Below are 18,092 nucleotides of genomic sequence, written 5' to 3'. Positions count from 1 at the left end.
TCAGCGTAGCCCAAAGGTTCGTAAGTTCAGCGTAGCCCAAAGGTTCGTAAGTTCAGCGTAGCCCAAAGAAAGTAGTTGGGCTTGAGGGCAGGCGAGACGTCTGCCCTACGCCTATATTTCGTAGGACAGGTGTTCCCTCTGATCGAGCGTGTCCTAAACTGATTGTCTATTGCTATATGAAATATCTTTCGGTGGGTGACGCGCTTCCCGTCACCCACCCTACGGAGAAAGCCACTAGAAGACTGTGGGTTATTGAATGCCGGCTTGGCTGTAAAGTGCAGTGACTGTCTGGTGGAGTTTCAACTGCACGAAATAAATCGAGACAATGCCCAGCAAGGAAAACCAGTTAAACCATCTGAGAATGTCCGGCTCGAAGATGTCCAGCAGCAAAGTGACTCCAAACAAAAGTATCGCTCGCCATAAGCGGCGGGGTTTACCGGCAGGTTTGGCAGGTATATTCATGCTTTCAAGGACTAAAGGTTTTTTGAGGTTATTAATATTTTGCGATAGACAGGAACCGCTGAACAAAACACTGCGGCTGAATTATGGCGGTTCTCAGTTGGATAAACTATGGCCCAGAAATCCGGTTTCTTTAAGAAACCGGGTTTCTCAGTACCGAAAGGGAAGGGAAAGGGCTTAGAGGTAGAGGGGGCGAGAGGTAGAGGGGGCAAAACCCTCTATCGCCTCAACGGTCTTGGCTGAAGTGGATAGCGCTTGAAACTAAAGTCCAAAATCTCAAGTAAGTCTCAGTTGGCATCCTACTAACGGGGCATTAGTATATCACAAATTGGCTAATGCAACCGATTATTAAGTCTTTTGAAAATTGTTGCACTTGGATATTTTTTGAGAAACCTATTGGGGAATAATGAAGTCAGAAAGAGGATAATTTTTGAATTTTTCAGAAAAGACCGTGATAACTCTGACGCTGGTGCATCGAATCTCACATCTTCCGGCCCAAAGCTGGACTTTTAAGGACAAACCCGTTATTTGCATTGGGCGCTCAACAGATAATGACGTGATTCTACACAGCGCCGTTGTCTCGCGCCACCACCTGGAATTGCAGTGCCGGGGCTGCCGGTGGAAAATCATTAATTTAGGCAGTAATGGTACTTATTTTGCCGACCGGCCCATCACCGAAGCTTCTGTGGAAAATGGGATGATCCTGCAGCTGGCTCGATCTGGCCCTCAGCTGCAAATTCACATAAAAGGCATGGTTTTCAAGAATGTGGCTTTCACCGCTGCGGATCAGACCCTGCTGGTTGTTTAGGCTGCGTTGGGGGGAACAACTGACAAATGGCTGTGTTTCTACGGATGGTGTTTTTACGGATGGTGTTTCTACGGATGGTGTTTCTACGGTTGAGTTTGGGGAGGCAGCAGTGGCGCAGGACAGGCGTCCCGCTTGTCCCCACCTATTTACCGGCATTTCAAACGCTCGCGAAAATACTGACAGTATAAATCGCACCGGGGAGTGCAATCATTTCCCTGCAATTTCACCAACCCCATACTGTTTAATTTAAAAGCTTGTTCTGCCGGCAACCGCACCGCACCGGCAGCTGTTACAACTGCTCGCATAGCAGATTTTATCTGGGGATACTTTTCCAAATTCCACAAATGGCGTCGCAGGCGATCGCTGTAAAGTCCAGCTTCTGTGGCAGCCTCTCGCAGGAGCGGGTTTAAGGCTATTTCCTGGCGGGCAATTGCGTACATCGCCAGCCGCACTAAATAGGGATGCCCTCCCACAAGAGCCATAAATTTCTCGACTTCACCGGCATTCCAATCGAGTCCGTGCCGGTTTGCCAGCTCTCGCACTTGCTCTACAGTAAACTCTGGCAATTCCATTTTTTTACAGAAGTGAACCACATTCCTGTATCCTTACTTTCCAGCACCACCGAGTATAGCAGCAGTCATATTGGTTAGAACAATAGAAGCTTCGGGAGTGGGGGAGCAAGGGAGGCCGAAATGTACGTTTCCTAAATGCTTACTGCTATATAGACGTAGGCCAGCGTCTGGCTGCCCTGAAGGTCTAATGTTCTAATCTAAGTGCATACTGCTATATTCCCAGATAGGGATTTTTAGGAACCGCCGCCGTGAAGGAGCGCCAAGGAATGTTAGGCAGCTGTTTCAATTAGTTGGCGAATGGCTTGTGCGGTTGCCGGTGCGAGCAAAATTCCGTTACGATAGTGGCCGGTGGCGAGAAAAACATTGCTGTAACCGGAGAGCCGGCCAATCACCGGCGCGGCTTGTTTTTCCGGGCGGGGGCGCAAACCCGACCACTTTTCAATAACAGTTGCTTCAGCTAAAATTGGGCAAAACGAGATAATTTTTTCCCTCACCGCATCCAGCAGTTTCGGATCTGCCACCGGCTCCCCCCCACCGGCAGGAAATTCCACCGTCGCCCCCAACCAGTAGTCTCCCCCACTCACCGGCACAATGTGAGCGTCATCGCCGGTAATCACCGGCTGGAAATCCGGATTTCCCAAAAGACGTTCCAACCGCACCCGCATCCCTTGGCCTAAAACAGGTCTAATATCAGCCGGCTGCGCCAGGTTTTCTGTCAGCTGCGCCGAACCCAAACCGGCAGCTATCACAACCCAATCTGCCGGCACCTCACCCCCGGCTGTTTTCACTTGACAGACACACCGGCAGTCTGGAGTTGTAGCAATTTCAAACCCCTCCACCGCCACCCCAAATTGAAAAGTGACGCCATTGCGCTCAGCACCGGCAACTAAAGCCTGCGTCAGAGCAACTGGATCGACTTGCCGGTCTTGCGGAGAATAAATCGCGCCGGCGAGATGCGAGCACTCCACTTGCGGGCACCTCGACACCACCTCAGAGGGCTGTAAAATTTCCAATTGAAACCCTTGAGTGCGGCGAATTTCTGCCAGCTGATGCCAGCCTTTCATCTCCTCTTCCTGAAAGCAAAGCATCAGAATACCCTGCCGGTTGAAAGGGATTTGGCAGCCCGTGAGCGCTTCCAATTCCGGAATCAAAGTTTCATAGCGCTGCATGCTAGCATGTCGCAATTGCCAGTTCCTGCCTTTTACCTTCTGGCTGATCGCACCCATCAGCACCCCCAGAGAGGCGGCGGTAGCTCCCTGTGCCGGTGACTGCCGGTCGAAAACAGTAATTTCCAACCCTGGAACTAGGCTCAGTTCATAAGCAATCGCCGCTCCGACGGCACCGCACCCAATTACTGCAACTTGACTCATATTGATTTTAGATTTTAGATTTTAGATTTTGGATTTTGGATTTTGGATTTTAGATTGAATTCAAAAACGTAAGTTAGGAGGTAGGACAGGCGTCTCGCCTGTCCTTGTCCCTACTAGCATTTTAATCTGCTTATTGGAAACAGGAGGCAGCAGCCGACAAAGGGGCGTTCCCAGGCGGAGCCTGGGAACGCGGGTAAAGCTGAGAAACCGGGTTTCTGGAAGAAACCGGGTTTCTGGCTCAACGCGGATAGAAGACAGCTTATTTCTGCGTTTATCCGCGCTAATCTGCGGTTCAAATCCAGACGAGATTAACCCTGGGGAAGCAGCTGCAAGAAGGCGTCAAAATCCTTCAAAGCTTCCCGGTAGTTTTGGGAAGCTACCTCATAGCTATTGGCTGCGGCGGCTTTATCGATGGTTTCCAGGTGGCCGAAAACATCCTTAGCGGCTTTACGGGCTGCCGGCTGGTTTTTCGGCAGCAGATAGCGGGTAACGTAGGCCATGTCTTGCCGCAGTTGGCCCAGAGGCCCGTGGATAAACGTGCGCGTATCTATCCAGTTGCGCTTTTGGATAAGGGTTTGCAGTTCGTCCATGCGCCCCCGGAACTCAGTAATTTTGGGAGCGTATTTCTGAATTTGCTCAATCTGAGCCGGGGTGTAAGTTGCAGCCTTCGGGGTGGCGGCGAAGCTGCTAAAACTGATAGCGAACGTTACAAAAACTGCCAGAATTAAGGCCAAAATAGAGCGCTGACGTGACATAAGGATGAGCTTTACCAATAAATGAGGATTTAGTTCTCTCAAAAAATATATCAAGATGTTGCGCCATATAGATCCTTGTTCTGGGGGCGGGCACTTTCTTCACCGCCGCTAGCGTAGGGGAGCGCTTTCCCAGGAGGGACCGCCGGCTGTGGGGCTAAACCGGCTGCCGGCGCAGAAAGGGAATCAGGGCATTGCTGACTTCGACAGACCAGTGCTCTTGAGGGTAGTGCCCAGCTTCTTCGAGTTTGACAATTTCTGCGTTCTGGACGATGCCGGCGAAAGTTTCCGCCTGGGTGAAGGGCAGCCAGGGATCGGCCATCCCCCAGACAATCAGGGTTGGCTGGGCCCACCGGCTGAACCCGGATGAAATCTCGGCCATTGCCTGCTTGAGCTGGAGGTTGCGCACGGTAGCGAGCAGACTGCGCCCCGCATCCGAACTTTTCAGGAAAGGACGCCGGTAGACATCCAAATCTTCGTCTGAGACAACGAACCTGCTCCCCGCCTCCAGGGTGCGGTCCACCAAGAGGGGGTCTTGGGTCATCATGTCCCCCACCAGGGGCAGTCCCAGCTGCTGGATTTTCCAGGGCAACTTGGCATCTGGCGACACCGGCGCGTTGAGGACCGCCAAGCGCCCGACTTGCTCCGGGTGGCGCAGGGCGTACTGCAGCCCCACAGACCCCAAAAATCCTTGCGCCACCAGGTAAAATTGCTGGATTTCCAGAGTTTTGAGGAAAGCGGCGAGGGCGTCGATAAAGGCGTCCGGGGTGTAGGCGAAGTCGCGCCGGTCGGGGAAGCTGGAGCGCCCGAAGCCAATCCAGTCGGGCGCGATAGCGCGAAACCCTTGCTCTGCGAGTGCCGGCATCACTTCCGTCCAGCTGTAACTCAGGGACGGAATTCCGTGCAGCAGCAGCACCGGCGGCTGTTCTGTTTCGTTGACCGGCTTTGCCTCCCGATAAAACCACTGCAGCGATCCGACTTGAATGATTTGCTCGTCAATGGCCACGATTTCTCCCCTTGAGTTCCTGTCTGAGCTTACCGCCGGTGGGGCTCGCTAGGCAAGGGGCGCAATCCCGCTCAAGGGAATTAGCATTTATTAATTTGCATATGCTGCTAGCTAATTTTGTTAATAAAAACTTTTTCTCATAAGTTTATGTAGGCTCTGACTCTTTTTTTAAGAAGCAGATTAAAAGCGTAATCTCTCACTCACCCTCCCCGCCTGCGGGGAGGGGGTTGGGGTGCCGGGTTCTTATGCCGGCGGCGGTTAATTTTCAGGTTTAGCTGGGTTGCGAGGTGATGCCGGTGCTTGCACCGCCGGGTTTTTGGGCAACCCTGGGAGCCGCCTGAGGTTGTAAACAAAGGCCCGATCGTACAGCCGCAACGGCTTGATGGGAGCGCCAGAAGAGCTGTAGCAAGTCGCTCCCACCGCAGCGTCCGCTATCTTGATCTCTGCCGGTGCCTGATTCGGGCTGAGTTTGAGTAAATTAATCAGGTGTGCGAGCCGGTAATAGCAAACCGCCCTCCCCCGCTTATCCTTGCTGAGCTTCTTCAGATCCGCCTCAGTGACCGCGAGCGCATCCTTTGTTACTTCCTTGCCTTTTTGGCCCACGATTTTATCCTGGATCTCCAAGATAGCGCCCTCTTCAAAATAACTCAGAGCCTCAAGCAAATCTTTTTTCTCAGCCTCATCAAGGCTCGCTTTCGCCAAGTTGACTTTGCTCCAGTAAACAATGCCCAAGTTGGTGTTAATTTCCGATTGCAGTTTAAACTGCCTTTCGGAAAACGGCAGGCTTTCTACTTCCCCATCCTTCGACTTATCCTGGAGGTCTTCTGCCAGATTTATTGTGGCGTCATAGAGTATATCTTCAGCTTCCTTGGCCTGCTGGTCGAGCTGCGCCGTCCAATTGCCGGTCTTGACTCTCTCCGACACGATTTTCATCAGCGCCAGAGCGTTGAGGATTTGGGGGAGCTGCCTCTGCCGGCTGGCTTCCTCGTATTTGATTAGCGCTCGATCGGGCTTTTTCAGACTTTCGTAAGTTTGGCCCAGAGCGAACAAAATATCCGGATCGTTGCTTTTCAAGTCCAGGGCCTTCTGCAAAGCTCTTTCAGCCGATTTATATTCTCCCTGTTGCAGATAAAACTCCCCAAAAAATTTGTACTGCACCCAGTAGCCCCACCCCGACAAAATATAGGGAGTGCTCCAGGTAATTCCCAAGACAGTCAGCGAGATAAGGAACTTCACCTCTGATTGCCAGTAGCGGGGAATATTCCACCTGTCCAGCAGCTGCTCCAGCTTAGTCGTAGCTTGCTTGCTGATTAGCTCTGCCTTCTCTTTTATCTGCTCGATATTTTGGCTTTTTCCTTGCGCCGGCTGTTTCTGCTTCTCTTCATCCTCCTTTTTCTGAGACTGCGCTGCAGTTCCCCGAAGCAGAGCGTTAATCCCTCCAGCAAGCGCCCCACTCTGGAGAGCGGTTCCCAGCATTTCCTCTAAGTTTATCTCATCGGTCTTAATATTGGTCATATCGACCTTAACCCCTTGGATGATAATGACTGCAGAAAAACCCAAGCACAGCCACGCTCCCCAGTCAAACAGCCAGTCCCAGCGATTCCACTGTTCTTGCTCCTGGTGGGAAATCAGGTTCCACCACGATTGTGTGTCTTGTGGCTTTTTGTACAGTTGCTTGCGAAGGGCAGCCAGTTTTTTCGCCAATTCTTTATTTTTGGCTATGGTTTTCACTCGCACCTCTAAGCACGCATCTAAATCGGCGAGCTTTTCCAAAGTCCCCGCCGTCAGATATTTTTCCTGACGCCGCAATTTATCTACAGCATCCCGCATCCAAAAAGCCTTAGCAATTTTCTTGACTTGTCCTGAAAGATCAGCGCCTGAAACCGCTGTGCTTATCTCACTCAGCGCCTTGAGGCACTCCTCTATCTTCTTGTCTAGCGCCGGGGTGGGGTTTCCTTCAATAATTGCCCTGACCAGCCGCTCCTCATCAGGCTCAGCCGTTTTTTCTACCTCAGGAATAGGTTCAATCGTTCCGGGTTGCGCCCCGCCGCCTTGCGCCGTGGAATTATCTGGCACAGGGGCAATTGTCTCTGCCACAATCGCGGCTGGCGCGCCCTCGCCATTCTCAGCGCTCTTTTCTAGACTGGGGCTAGGTTTTTCTTCAGGAACACTCATGGCTAAACACCCTTTTCAAGTTATTATAGCAATCCCTCACCAACAAAAAAAGGGGGTGGAATTCACCCCCCATCTTGGTGCTTATTGAAAAACCTAGAAATTCATCTCAGCAGCTTGCACCTTCTCCACCTGCTTCTTCTTGAGGACGAGCAGGATCTGAGACAGGGTGACAATGGCAAAGAAGGCCAGCAACCCTTTGATGCGACCCGAGCTTTGCAAGACGATTTCAACATCTTTCTGGCCGAAACCGCCCACGTTGGGGTTGGAGGTGATCGCGGCACCGGCGGCGACTTCCTGCCCAACGGATACCAGCAGTTCCGGTCCCGGCGGAATGGTGTCAACAACCGTGTTGCCGTCAGCGGTTTGGATGGTCACTTCATAACCGCCTTCTTCTTCGACAGGAACAATCTCAGTCACTGTACCGGCGACGGAAGCATTATATACCGTGTTGTTGCTCTTGTCGCCGGTGGGGTAAACCTGACCGCGCCCGCGATTGCCGCCCACATGGATAGAATATTTGCCGTAGTGGATGGCTTTATCCTCTTCCGGATTGGGAGACAGCACCGGGAAAATAATCTCCTGGTATTCCTCGCCCGGGAGCGGGCCAACGATAACGACGTTTTCTTGGTCCTCGCTGTAGGGCTGGTAATAAAGATCCTCGATTTTTTCCTTGAGCTCTTCGGGAATGCGGTCTTCGGGGGCAATCTTGAAGCCTTCTGGCAGCATGACCACGGCACCCACATTCAGCCCGCCTTTGCTGCCATCGCCGGTCACTTGCTGGATGTTCGTGTCGTAGGGAATTTTCACCACCGCTTCAAATACTGTATCCGGCAGGACCGCTTGCGGCACTTCCACTTCGGTGGGTTTAGACGCTAAGTGGCAGTTGGCGCAAACAATCCGTCCTGTCGCTTCGCGGGGGGTTTCCGGAGCGGTTTGCTGCGCCCAGAAGGGATAGGCTGCAGCTGCCCCGGGCAGGGCCAGGTCACCGGCTAGGAAAATCGCTGCAGTTGCAATGGCCAGCAGCATGCTTTTGACCGCCGCCCTGTAGCTGCCGGACAACATCACTGAGAGGGAAAATTTTTTCATCTGGAATGGGAAGATTTCAGCAACAAAGGTCAAACAACGAGATGGCCGGATTTTGGACTGCGATCAGTCACGGGTCACTCGCCAGACTGTTAGGATCTGGCAGCTGACATCTCAAATCTCAAACCGGCTTATGTCCACCAAGGATTCTCGCCGGTGCGGAAGTCGGTTTCCGTCCAAGGCGTGAAGGTAACTTTATCATCTTCCACATTGGCGTGAACCAGCGCCAGGGACAGGGGTGCGGGCCCGCGCACCACTTTGCCGGTGGCGTCATACTGGGAGCCGTGGCAGGGACACATGAACTTGTTCTCGCTGGTGTTCCAGGGCACGACGCAGCCCAAGTGGGTGCAAACGGCGTTGATCCCGTAATTGGCAATCGATGACTCACTCTCCACCACGATATAGGTGGGGTCGCCCTTCAGCCCCTGCGCCAGGGTGCGGGAGCCCGGAAGGTGGCTGGCCAAAAATTCGCTGAGCTGGATGTCGTTGCCCAGGGCGTCCTTGGCCGTGACCCCACCCCCGGCCCCACCGCTCGATGGCGGAATAAAATACTTCACCACTGGATACAGGGCACCCAGCGCCGTGCCGGTGACCGCACCGAACGTCAGAAAGTTCATAAATTGACGACGCCCCATGCTGGGTACGTCCGCAGATCCAGATACTTGAGTCATGACCTGTGCTGAGCTATGTGTTAAGTTATTTGTCTAATCCAACCGCAAGTCAATTGGCCTGTGCGAACTGCATCCGTCAGTTCGGCCAGTCCGCACCACCCGTACAGGGTACTACAATTGCTTTCAGAACGCACTTTACAGCCTTTCTGAGAGCATTATTGCATTTTTTGAAGTAGCGAACGAATTCTTAAGAAATGTAAACGATGGGCATTCAGACAGGGGAAGCTATGACCGGCAATGACCTACGCCAGCTGCTGCTGGCTAAATGGGGACGCTCCTATGACATCCAGCTGCGGCGGACTCAGGGCAAGATCTTTGTCCAGGTAATGTGGAAGTACCTGGAGCAAGCGTCTTTTCCCATGACGGAGGCGGAGTATTTGGCCCATCTGGAGGCCATCGCCGGCTATCTCCACGGCTGGAGTGCGGTGGAGCAGGTGCGAGATTACATCCAACAAACGCGGGAGCGCCCCCGCCAGGGCAAAGCCGTCAGCATTCCCCTGGACTTGGGCGAGCGAGCCTCCGAATGGCTGCTGGACAATTTTTAAGAATCGGGCATCGGGCATGGCGGCGGGCCAGGGGCATTGGGCATGAGCCCATTGCGCTCCGGATGGCATAAATAGCAATTAAACGGATTTTAGGTAATTTGTATTGACTCACTCCCCCTAGGCGTGCCTGCGGGGAGGGGGTAGGGGCTTGCAGGGGCCGGTTTTTTCGTTTGGCGTGCGACTGCCGCTACCCATCCCTGTTCGCTCTGCACTTTTGTTTCGGTTTCCCGTAATTTCTCATGCGGTAAACCGAACATCCAGCCAGTGGCAGCGGCGTCGGAATGGTGAAATCCCCCTTCTGCTGGCATTTCGGGAGAGGGGTGACGGCTGTCTGCAGCACTGCCGCACTTTTGCTTCGGTTTCCCGTAATTTCTCATGCGGTAAACCGAACATCCAGCCAGTGGCAGCGGAGTAGGAATGGTGAAATCCCCTTCTGCTGGCATTTTGGGAGAGGGGTGACGGCTGTCTGCACCACTGCCGGACTTTTGTTTCGGTTTCCCGTAATTTCTCATGCGGTAAACCGAACATCCAGCCCGTGGCAGCGGAGTCGGAATGGTGCTGTCCCCCTTCTGCGAGCCTCAAAATACCCCATAGAGCAGTGGTCACTTAGATTAGGACATTAGACCTTCAGGCTCGGCGGGACGCCGTACCTACGTCTATATCGCAGTAAGCATTTAGGAAACCTACATTCCGGCCTCCCTCGCTCCAGAGCTCCCGAAGCTCCTATTGTCCTAACCAATATGACTGCTGCTAGAACTAAAAAACCCACCCCCGAAAGGGGGGTAGGGTGGGGTTGCCAGCGCCTCGGTGCCACGCCCTGAGATCGCTCAACCGGCTCCCGGGCGGGGAGCGCCGATGCAAGAACCGAGGACTGGGAGCGTTACGGTGAAAGTGGTGCCAGCGCCGAGCTCACTTTCAACGGAGATTTTGCCGCCGTGCAAGTCTACCGCTCGCTTGACAATAGCCAGACCCAACCCCGTGCCGGCAGAGGTGGAAGCATTGTGGGCGCGGTGAAACACCTCAAACAGGTGATCCCGGTCTTCGGGCGGGATACCGATACCCATATCTTTGATGCGGAAAATAATCTCGCTATTTGTGCCCCCTAGTTCCAAGTAAACGGGACTGCCGTCTGGCGAATACTTCGCCGCATTCAACAGCAGATTCAGCAGGAGCTGCCGCAGCAGTGTGCGGTCTGCTAGCACAGTGCCCCGACACCAGGTGTCGGCAAACTCAAGCCAGTGGGTGGCTTTGATTACAGTTTGGACATCCTGCCAAACTTCCTGGCAAAAAACGGGCAAATCCAGGGGAACTGGTTTAAGTTTTACCGGTTCGCTTTCCGTTTTGCTAACGGTTAAAAATCCTTCTATAAGCTCGGACGTATTTTTGACAGTTTCCGCAATTTTATCAAAATATTTATGTCGGGCTTCAGCGGTCATTTTTTGACTGTGAAGCTTCAGCAAGCTGCTGGCGGCGGCAATCACGGTCAGGGCGGAGCGAAACTCGTGGGACACCATTGAGACAAACTGGCTTTTGAGCTGTTTTTCTTTTTGCAGTGTCGCTTGCAGTTCCGCCTCAGCCTGTACGCGATGGGTGATATCTTCCACCGTTCCTTCGTAACCCTGGATCTGGCCGGTGGGATCGCAGATCGCCCGGACGCTCTCACAAATCCAGATAGCACTGCCGTCAAACCGGCGCACCTGCGACTCAAAATTCCAGACCGCTTTCTGCCGCTGCAACAAATGAATCAGCTCTGCATGCCGGCCCGGCTCAAGGTACAGTTGCTCCTTGAGGTTGATAGCAGTATCCGTCAGTTCGGCGGGGGATGGATAGCCGCAGATGCGAGCTAGCATCGCGTTCGCCATCAAGAATCGTCCCTTAACCGTTGCTTGAAATAGCCCCACAACCGCGCTCTCAAAAAAGCTGCGATAGCGCGCTTCACTTTGCCGCAACGTTTGCTCCTTTCGGTCTGTGCTGCCATAGAAACTGGGGGCATACTCTGTGACGCAATGGTCCAAAACTTCCACATTTAAAGACATTGTTTAGCACGCTCCATGATTGACTAAAGTTGTGCGGAGGCGGTCAGCAGTCCTGCGGCGCTCTGATTGCCGGTCTTGCAGTACCAGAAACCGGGTTTCTTTGGATGGCAGAAACGAACTTCTGGCATTCTAGCCCAACCGGATTTCTTACGGCTTGCTGAACCATACAAGACCTGCTCTCCAGACAACCTGAAGGGGCGATCTCAATGGGACTGGCGCATTTCACCGGCAGACTGAGCGAGACAGGGCGAGAGGGCGAGAAGGGGAGAGAACCCAATGAGCGGCGATCTCACCTCGAATATATTTCGCAAATTAATCAAACGGATATCCCAACATTCTGACAGCCGGTAACAGGGAAAAAACATGGGTTATCCGCCAGATTTTGGTTGAGTTCATCCGAGCGAAACGCACCTGTAGAGAGGTTGCGTCCGCAGATACTTCTTGAGGATTTCCGGAGGGGGGTCATTTACAAATACAGGTATATTCAGTTGCTAACTTCGCATCCAACTGGAAAGTTGACTGTCAGTAACGTACAGGGGTTGAGTGTTTGTATTTGTAGTCTGAATTACAAAAACTTGGCCTGACCGCACTTGGGGTGAAAAACCCAGTTTTTGGGCTGCTCGCTGCTGCGAGATCCGGGCAGGGGAATGCCTTATCCGGCAAGCCTTGGAGACAATCGATTAGTTTTACTTATCACCCAAAGTGGGAGAGCGCCAAAAACAGCAGTGGTAAACAAGTAGTGATGTTGAAGGCTGAAAACCTTGTCAAGCAAGGATTAGCCAGGAATGTGTCACTACTTATACAGGACTATCCCAAAAACTTTCTCACCCTGCAATTATCGCATAAAACCAGTGGTTTTGCTGCCTGCGGCCCGGCAATCCTCCGCAGGAGTGCGGGGGTTTCCCCGACCGGCACGATTGCGGACAGCCCGCCGGCCTTAGTCTCCGGTAGCGGACTGTCCGCAGGTGCGACCGGCTTTTTCTCAGCGCCCCAGGAGCTTCACTAAGCCGATCCCGCCGAAGTAAAGCCCGACCGCAGCACCGGCAAGTAAGCTTTGGGTGAGGGGATCGGTAGAGGGCGTGAGCACTGCTCCTAAGATAGCAGATCCCAGCAAAATATACCGCCACCCAGATAACATTTGCCCGGAAGAAACGATCCCCAGCAAACCGAGCAACATTTGGATGACGGGAATCTGAAAGGCGATGCCGGTGCTGAACATCAGCAGCAGGACAAATTCAAAGTAGCGCTCAATTGACCACACCTGCTCCACCACACCGGCACCGTAGCTGATGAAAAATTGCAAAGCAGCTGGGATCAGCGCCACATAAGAAAACACCAGCCCGCCGAGAAACAGGACGCTCGATCCCAGCACAATCGGGCCCAGAAATCGGCGCTCCCGGCGAGTCAGTCCGGGCAAAACAAACTGTACGATCTGGTAGAGAATCAAAGGAGTGGCCAATAGCAAGCCGCTGTAGCCGGCAACTTTCAGGGTGACAAAGAAATACTCACCAGGTCCTAACTGGAGAAATTTAATACCTTTTGCCGGCACTTCCAGGATTTCCACAATGGGCTTGACAAACAGGAAGCAACCGGTTATGCCGGCGACAGCGGCGATCAGGGAATAAAAAATCCGCTGGCGCAATTCCTCCAAGTGGTCGAACAGGGACATCTCAAGGTCATCGGGCGCTTCGTCGAGATAGTCCTCTTCTGGGTTGTCGGCGATGTCCGTCGCCTCGGGTGCCGGTGCGACACTCAAGTCTTCTCGGGTTGGGCCTTCTGGATGGGTGTCGGAACCTGGCTGGGGTGCAGTCTCCAGATCTGGGGGAAGCGTCATGAGTCAGCGTGCAGTCCTATTTATGTTAACCATTGTATCGGGGTTAGGGCTTAGGGCTTAGGGCTTAGGGCTTGGGGATCGGGTGCTGGCACAGATGACACCGACCATCTCACAGCGCACTCCACTCCTGAGCGGTTATGCTTTTAATCTGCTTTTTACATAAAGGAGGCAGTCGCTTCTGTATGCTGCGCACATCATCAGCAATGAAAATTATGCGCTCTTACGAGGCCCGCCGGTTGGGCTTATGCCCAACTACAAACAGCCGGTAGGGCATAAGCCCAACTGCAAACCTTTTCAAGGCAGTCGCTTACGAGGCCCGCCGATGGGGCTTATGCCCAACTACAAACAGCCGGTAGGGCATAAGCCCAACTGCAAACCTTTTCATGGGAAAGAGGGAACAGGGAGTGAATCCCTAACACCTAGCACCTAGCACCTGACACCTAACACCTAACACCTAACACGGATTTGTTGCCGACTTTACTCCTGCGGCACCGGCAAGCCCCAGTATTTAATCCGTTCTTGCAGCCAGCCCTCTTTTTTCCAGCGCCCGATCGCAAGGTTTACTCGCAGGCGCAACTCGGCGTGCTGCAAACCCTTGGGCATGACGGCGCACAGGGGTTCCGCTGTCAGGAGCACCGGCAAAATGCGGTATTCTGGATATTCCTGCACCCAGCCGGCGAGGACGCTGGCGTCGGCGGCGAAGGCACCGGCACCACCGCTGTCTATGAGCGCTCGCCCGGCTTCGTAGGAATCGGCACCGACGAGTTTGGCGTTGGGTAAAAAATATTTGACGTTGGCGATGGTGTCGGAGTTGTTGAGCGTGGCAATTGCGGATCTGCCAACATCCTCCAGCCGCCGCACCGACGGATCTTTGGTCACAAAGCCGGTGCCGTCCATATAATAAGGTATGCTGAAATCTACCAGCCGGCTGCGGGATTCGGTGGCGGTGACTCTGGCAAGGGTTATGTCAACTTTCCCGTCGAGCACAACAGACAGCCGGTCTTGATTGGCCACCGGTCGCAGCTCCACGGCATCCGGACTGCCCAAAAGTTCTTCGGCGAGGCGTCGGGCGATATCGATTTCCAGCCCTTGCAGCTTGCCGGTGGCGTCTGTAAATCCCAGGGGGCGGACATTATCTTTGACCGCGACAATCAGCCGCCCGCGCTTCTGGATCTGCTTGAGCTCTGCGGCGGGTGCCGGTGCCGGTGCGATTAAGGGCGCTGCGGCGGGCAGCAGGGCAATGGCCAAAGCAATTAAAAATCTGGTATTGCATATTCCGGGGAGGAACCCTATGCCCCACCCCCCTCCCCGCGTGCGGGGAGGGGGAGAAAGAGATCCTCGTTCCGGGGGCGGGCACGGTGCCACCGGCACGACCGCCCCGGAACGCCTTTTCAGAGGCTCTGCCTCCAGTTTTTTATACCAAGTTGGGATAGATAGTATTTTCCTCTGAAGCGGAAAAGGCTTTACTGCCGCCTTTTTCAATCCAAAATCCCAAATCCAAAATCCCAAATTGGTATTATTCCTCATCCTCGTTCCCCGACTCCAGCCTTTTGTCCTCGTTTTCAGACTCCAGCTTTTTGCCCTCGTTCCCAGGGCGGGCGCGGGGGCTCCGCCCCTACCGCCCCGGAACGAGGGGAACAGCGAGGGAAACACCTGACCCCTACTTGGCTTGACTGGCCAATTCCACCACTTTGTTGAAGCTGTCAGCATCGAGGACAGCGAGCTGAGCCAGCATCTTGCGGTTGAGCAGGATGTTGGCCTTTTTCAATTTCCCGATCAGCTGGCTGTAGCTCATGCCGTGCAGGCGAGCGGCGGCGTTGATGCGGGCGATCCACAGGCGGCGGAAGTCCCGCTTGCGGCGCTTGCGGTCCCGGTAGGCGCTGCGCAGCGCCTTCATCACCTGCTGGTTGGCTGTGCGGAACAGCTTGGAGTGCGATCCACGAAATCCTTTGGCGAGCTTGAGAATTTTTTTGCGGCGCTTGCGAGCGACATTGCCGCGTTTTACCCGTGTCATGGCTTGGTTTCCTTATGGTTTACAAATATGGCAGCATTAGACGCACGTTTTCTTCGTCGCGCTCATGGACGACAGCCATCACGGACAGGCTGCGCTTGCGAGTGGAACTCTTGTGTTCGAGGAGGTGACTCTTGAAAGCTTTGCGGCGCATGATTTTGCCGCTGCCGGTGGCTTTGAAGCGCTTAGCGGCTGCCTTGCGGGTTTTCAGTTTGGGCATGGACTGGTTTTAATTGGACACAATCGACTATCATATCACAGTCTCGCCCCTTTGGCACAACCGGCAGCCGGTGGCGTGAAACTGCTGCCCGCAGCCCTGTGCTGGCTGGGCGGGCGTCTGGGGCGGGCGTCTGGGGCGCTTGGTGCCGGCGCGGGACCGGCATCCGCCGGAGGGCGTCTGGGGTCAGGTGCCGGTGGGGCGTCGGAACTGCCACAGAAAATTTTACCAAACCGTTGACAGAGAATCGCTGTGTTAAGTAAAGTTAAGAGGTCAGCATATCATAAAAGTCGCCACTGTGTTTTCAGTTTCTAAATCAACTCTCCACGAATTCCTTTTTGGGTTTAGGGCGCAAGGATTCAGCCGGCTTGCGCTGGACGCTTCTGGCGCACCGGGCTGATTGAGGAGCGCTCCCTTGAGCGTATAGCTTTTTGGCTGAGAGCTGGTAGCCGACCTGAAATTTAATTGGCCCTTAAGTTGTTTATTGTGGAGAGTCTCGATGCTGCGACTAGAGCATATCAGTAAAATCTACCCCACCGGCGAAATTCTCAAAGACGTCAGCTGGGAAGTCAAGCCGGGCGATCGCATCGGCTTAGTGGGCGTGAACGGTGCCGGCAAGTCCACGCAGCTGAAGATTATTGCCGGTGAAGTTGAGCCGACTGCCGGTGAGATCATCCGCCCAGCCAGCTTGCACATCGCCTACCTGACGCAAGAATTTGAGGTCGATCCCGCCCGCACGGTGCGGGAAGAGTTTTGGACGGTGTTTAAGGAAGCGAACGAAGTGCAGCACTCGCTGTCGCAGGTGCACCGGGAGATGGAAACCGCCACTCCAGAGGAATTGGAGGTGCTGCTGCGCAAAATGGACCGGCTGCAGCGGCAATATGAAGCGCTGGATGGCTACGGTTTGGAAACGCGGATTGAGAAGATTTTGCCGGAAATGGGGTTTGAGCCAGAGGATGGCGACCGGCTCGTCAGCGCCTTCAGCGGGGGCTGGCAAATGCGCATGAGTTTGGGGAAAATCCTGCTGCAAAAACCGGATTTGTTGCTGCTGGACGAACCGACAAACCACTTAGATTTGGAAACTATTGAGTGGCTGGAAACCTATCTCAAAGGGCTGACCATTCCGATGGTAATTGTGGCGCACGACCGGGAGTTTTTAGACCGGCTCTGCACGCAAATTGTGGAAACGGAGCGCGGCGTCTCGACGACTTACTTGGGCAACTATTCCGCATACCTGCAGCAGAAAGCCGAGCTGAAAGCCGCCCAACAGAACGCCTACGAGCGCCAGCAGAAAGAGCTGGAGGAGCAGCAGGCGTTTGTTGAGCGATTTCGCGCCAGCGCCACGCGCAGCACGCAAGCAAAAAGCCGGGAGAAGCAGCTGGAAAAAATCGAGCGCATTGAAGCGCCGGTGTCGGATGTGCGCACTTTGCGCTTCCGGTTTCCCGATCCTCCGCGCAGCGGGCGAGAAGTGGTGATGGTCAAGGATTTGACCCACGCTTACGGTGAAAAAATCCTGTTTTTGGGAGCGGATTTGCTGATTGAGCGGGGAGATCGGGTGGCGTTCCTCGGACCCAACGGCTGCGGGAAATCCACGCTGCTGCACATGATTGTGGGCATGGAGCAGCCCACGGAAGGGACTGTGAAGTTGGGCCCTCACAATGTGATTCCCAGTTACTTCGAGCAAAATCAAGCGGAAGCGCTGGATTTGAACAAAACGGTGATGGAGACGGTCCACGACGAGGTGCCGGACTGGAAAAATGAGGAAGTCCGCACGCTGTTGGGCCGGTTCCTATTTAGCGGGGACACGGTGCTCAAGAAAGTCGGGGCGCTCAGCGGTGGGGAAAAGGCTCGTCTGGCGCTGGCGAAGATGCTGCTGCGCCCGGCGAATTTGCTGATTTTGGATGAGCCGACGAATCACTTGGATATTCCGGCGAAGGAGATGCTGGAGGAGGCGCTGAAGAATTACGAGGGGACGGTGATTATTGTGTCCCACGACCGCTATTTTATCTCGCAGGTGGCGAATAAGATAGTGGAGATTCGCGAGGGCGAGTTGCGGGTGTATTCGGGGGACTATCACTATTATTTGAGCAAGATTGAGGAGGAGAAGGAGAAGGCGCGTCTGGAGAAGATTGCGGCTGAGAAGGCGGCGAAGGCTGCGGAGAAGGCTGCGGCGAAGCGGGCTAAGGAGAAGGAGAAGAAGGCGGGAAGCAAGGCTTGATTGGTTTGATTGCTTGTGCGGACAGGCATCCGGGCGATTGCAAGAGATTGTTGGCGAATTAACGGGGGGTTAGACCTACAGCTAGTTTGTCGGCGATTAGCCCAAGTTCCTGGCGATTGAAAGAATCTGTTGGCGAATTCGTGAGGGGTTAGACCTACAGCTAGTTCGTCGGCGATTAGCCCAGGTTCCTGGCGATTGGAAATCGCGGCTATACAGACGAAGCCCGCCTACGCGGGCTAAGAGTAGATCGATCCTCTCAAAATCTGCGCGGTTTTTTTTCCAGGAAAGACAAGGAAAGGGGGGACTTTGGCTCCCAGAAAGCTCCCCTCCCCGTT

General features: G+C 54.1%; 18 protein-coding genes. 4 read left to right on the top strand and 14 right to left on the bottom strand.

Annotated features, from left to right (window positions below):
- Positions 1-249: 249 nt before the first annotated feature.
- Positions 250-405, bottom strand: a complete 156-nt coding sequence (locus tag OSC10802_RS0120585) for a hypothetical protein (protein WP_155968136.1) — start codon at positions 403-405, stop codon at positions 250-252.
- A gap of 484 nt (positions 406-889) precedes the next feature.
- Here OSC10802_RS0120585 and OSC10802_RS41040 point away from each other — a divergent pair, with 484 nt between their 5' ends.
- Positions 890-1,267, top strand: coding sequence for an FHA domain-containing protein (locus tag OSC10802_RS41040; protein WP_017718658.1), 378 nt, complete (start codon positions 890-892; stop codon positions 1,265-1,267).
- A gap of 146 nt (positions 1,268-1,413) precedes the next feature.
- Here the strand turns inward: OSC10802_RS41040 and OSC10802_RS0120575 are convergent, their stop codons facing one another.
- The 7 genes from OSC10802_RS0120575 to petC form a co-directional block, all read right to left on the bottom strand.
- Positions 1,414-1,860: an AAA-like domain-containing protein gene (locus OSC10802_RS0120575; protein ID WP_369797092.1), complete on the bottom strand. Its 447-nt coding sequence runs from the start codon at positions 1,858-1,860 to the stop codon at positions 1,414-1,416.
- Positions 1,861-2,108: 248 nt separating this feature from the next.
- On the bottom strand, positions 2,109-3,209 hold the full coding sequence (locus OSC10802_RS0120570; protein ID WP_017718656.1) for an NAD(P)/FAD-dependent oxidoreductase: 1,101 nt from the start codon (positions 3,207-3,209) through the stop codon (positions 2,109-2,111).
- A 308-nt stretch (positions 3,210-3,517) separates the two neighbouring features.
- Positions 3,518-3,964: a photosystem II protein PsbQ gene (psbQ, locus tag OSC10802_RS0120565; RefSeq protein WP_017718655.1), complete on the bottom strand. Its 447-nt coding sequence runs from the start codon at positions 3,962-3,964 to the stop codon at positions 3,518-3,520.
- Positions 3,965-4,118: 154 nt separating this feature from the next.
- A complete protein-coding gene (locus OSC10802_RS0120560; RefSeq protein WP_017718654.1) occupies positions 4,119-4,967 on the bottom strand; it encodes an alpha/beta fold hydrolase in 849 nt (282 codons plus the stop codon).
- Between the two features lie 258 nt (positions 4,968-5,225).
- Positions 5,226-7,142 carry a tetratricopeptide repeat protein gene (locus OSC10802_RS0120555; protein WP_017718653.1) on the bottom strand — a complete coding sequence of 639 codons (1,917 nt, stop codon included), beginning with the start codon at positions 7,140-7,142 and terminating at the stop codon, positions 5,226-5,228.
- Between the two features lie 93 nt (positions 7,143-7,235).
- Positions 7,236-8,228 (bottom strand): cytochrome f, encoded by a 993-nt coding sequence (gene petA / locus OSC10802_RS0120550; protein WP_017718652.1) that lies wholly within the window; start codon positions 8,226-8,228, stop codon positions 7,236-7,238.
- 128 nt (positions 8,229-8,356) lie between these two features.
- Positions 8,357-8,896: a cytochrome b6-f complex iron-sulfur subunit gene (gene petC, locus OSC10802_RS0120545; RefSeq protein ID WP_026098670.1), complete on the bottom strand. Its 540-nt coding sequence runs from the start codon at positions 8,894-8,896 to the stop codon at positions 8,357-8,359.
- Positions 8,897-9,123: 227 nt separating this feature from the next.
- On the opposite strand from petC, the gene OSC10802_RS0120540 reads away from it, so the two are divergent.
- Entirely contained in the window at positions 9,124-9,441 is a 318-nt protein-coding gene (locus OSC10802_RS0120540; protein ID WP_026098669.1) for a DUF3067 family protein, read from the top strand.
- A gap of 827 nt (positions 9,442-10,268) precedes the next feature.
- Here the strand turns inward: OSC10802_RS0120540 and OSC10802_RS44635 are convergent.
- From OSC10802_RS44635 to rpmI, 6 genes are all read right to left on the bottom strand, one after another.
- A complete protein-coding gene (locus tag OSC10802_RS44635) occupies positions 10,269-11,477 on the bottom strand; it encodes a PAS domain-containing sensor histidine kinase (protein ID WP_017718649.1) in 1,209 nt (402 codons plus the stop codon).
- Positions 11,478-11,680: 203 nt separating this feature from the next.
- Positions 11,681-11,842, bottom strand: coding sequence for a hypothetical protein (locus OSC10802_RS50475; protein WP_155968134.1), 162 nt, complete (start codon positions 11,840-11,842; stop codon positions 11,681-11,683).
- 617 nt (positions 11,843-12,459) lie between these two features.
- Positions 12,460-13,311 carry a twin-arginine translocase subunit TatC gene (gene tatC, locus OSC10802_RS0120525; protein WP_017718647.1) on the bottom strand — a complete coding sequence of 284 codons (852 nt, stop codon included), beginning with the start codon at positions 13,309-13,311 and terminating at the stop codon, positions 12,460-12,462.
- A gap of 477 nt (positions 13,312-13,788) precedes the next feature.
- Positions 13,789-14,559, bottom strand: coding sequence for a transporter substrate-binding domain-containing protein (locus OSC10802_RS0120520; RefSeq protein ID WP_044171279.1), 771 nt, complete (start codon positions 14,557-14,559; stop codon positions 13,789-13,791).
- 412 nt (positions 14,560-14,971) lie between these two features.
- Positions 14,972-15,325 carry a 50S ribosomal protein L20 gene (rplT, locus tag OSC10802_RS0120515; protein WP_017718645.1) on the bottom strand — a complete coding sequence of 118 codons (354 nt, stop codon included), beginning with the start codon at positions 15,323-15,325 and terminating at the stop codon, positions 14,972-14,974.
- A 19-nt stretch (positions 15,326-15,344) separates the two neighbouring features.
- The gene (gene rpmI / locus OSC10802_RS0120510) at positions 15,345-15,542 is read right to left on the bottom strand and encodes a 50S ribosomal protein L35 (RefSeq protein ID WP_017718644.1); all 198 of its coding nucleotides are present in this window, start codon (positions 15,540-15,542) and stop codon (positions 15,345-15,347) included.
- 51 nt (positions 15,543-15,593) lie between these two features.
- On the opposite strand from rpmI, the gene OSC10802_RS50470 reads away from it, so the two are divergent.
- On the top strand, positions 15,594-15,779 hold the full coding sequence (locus OSC10802_RS50470) for a hypothetical protein (protein ID WP_155968132.1): 186 nt from the start codon (positions 15,594-15,596) through the stop codon (positions 15,777-15,779).
- Positions 15,780-16,038: 259 nt separating this feature from the next.
- Positions 16,039-17,757 carry an ABC-F family ATP-binding cassette domain-containing protein gene (locus OSC10802_RS0120505; RefSeq protein WP_017718643.1) on the top strand — a complete coding sequence of 573 codons (1,719 nt, stop codon included), beginning with the start codon at positions 16,039-16,041 and terminating at the stop codon, positions 17,755-17,757.
- The last annotated feature ends 335 nt before the right edge of the window (positions 17,758-18,092 follow it).

The organism is Kamptonema formosum PCC 10802, from assembly GCF_000332335.1.
Lineage (GTDB): Bacteria > Cyanobacteriota > Cyanobacteriia > Cyanobacteriales > Oscillatoriaceae > Oscillatoria.
This window is presented reverse-complemented; position numbering and strand designations above follow the sequence as displayed.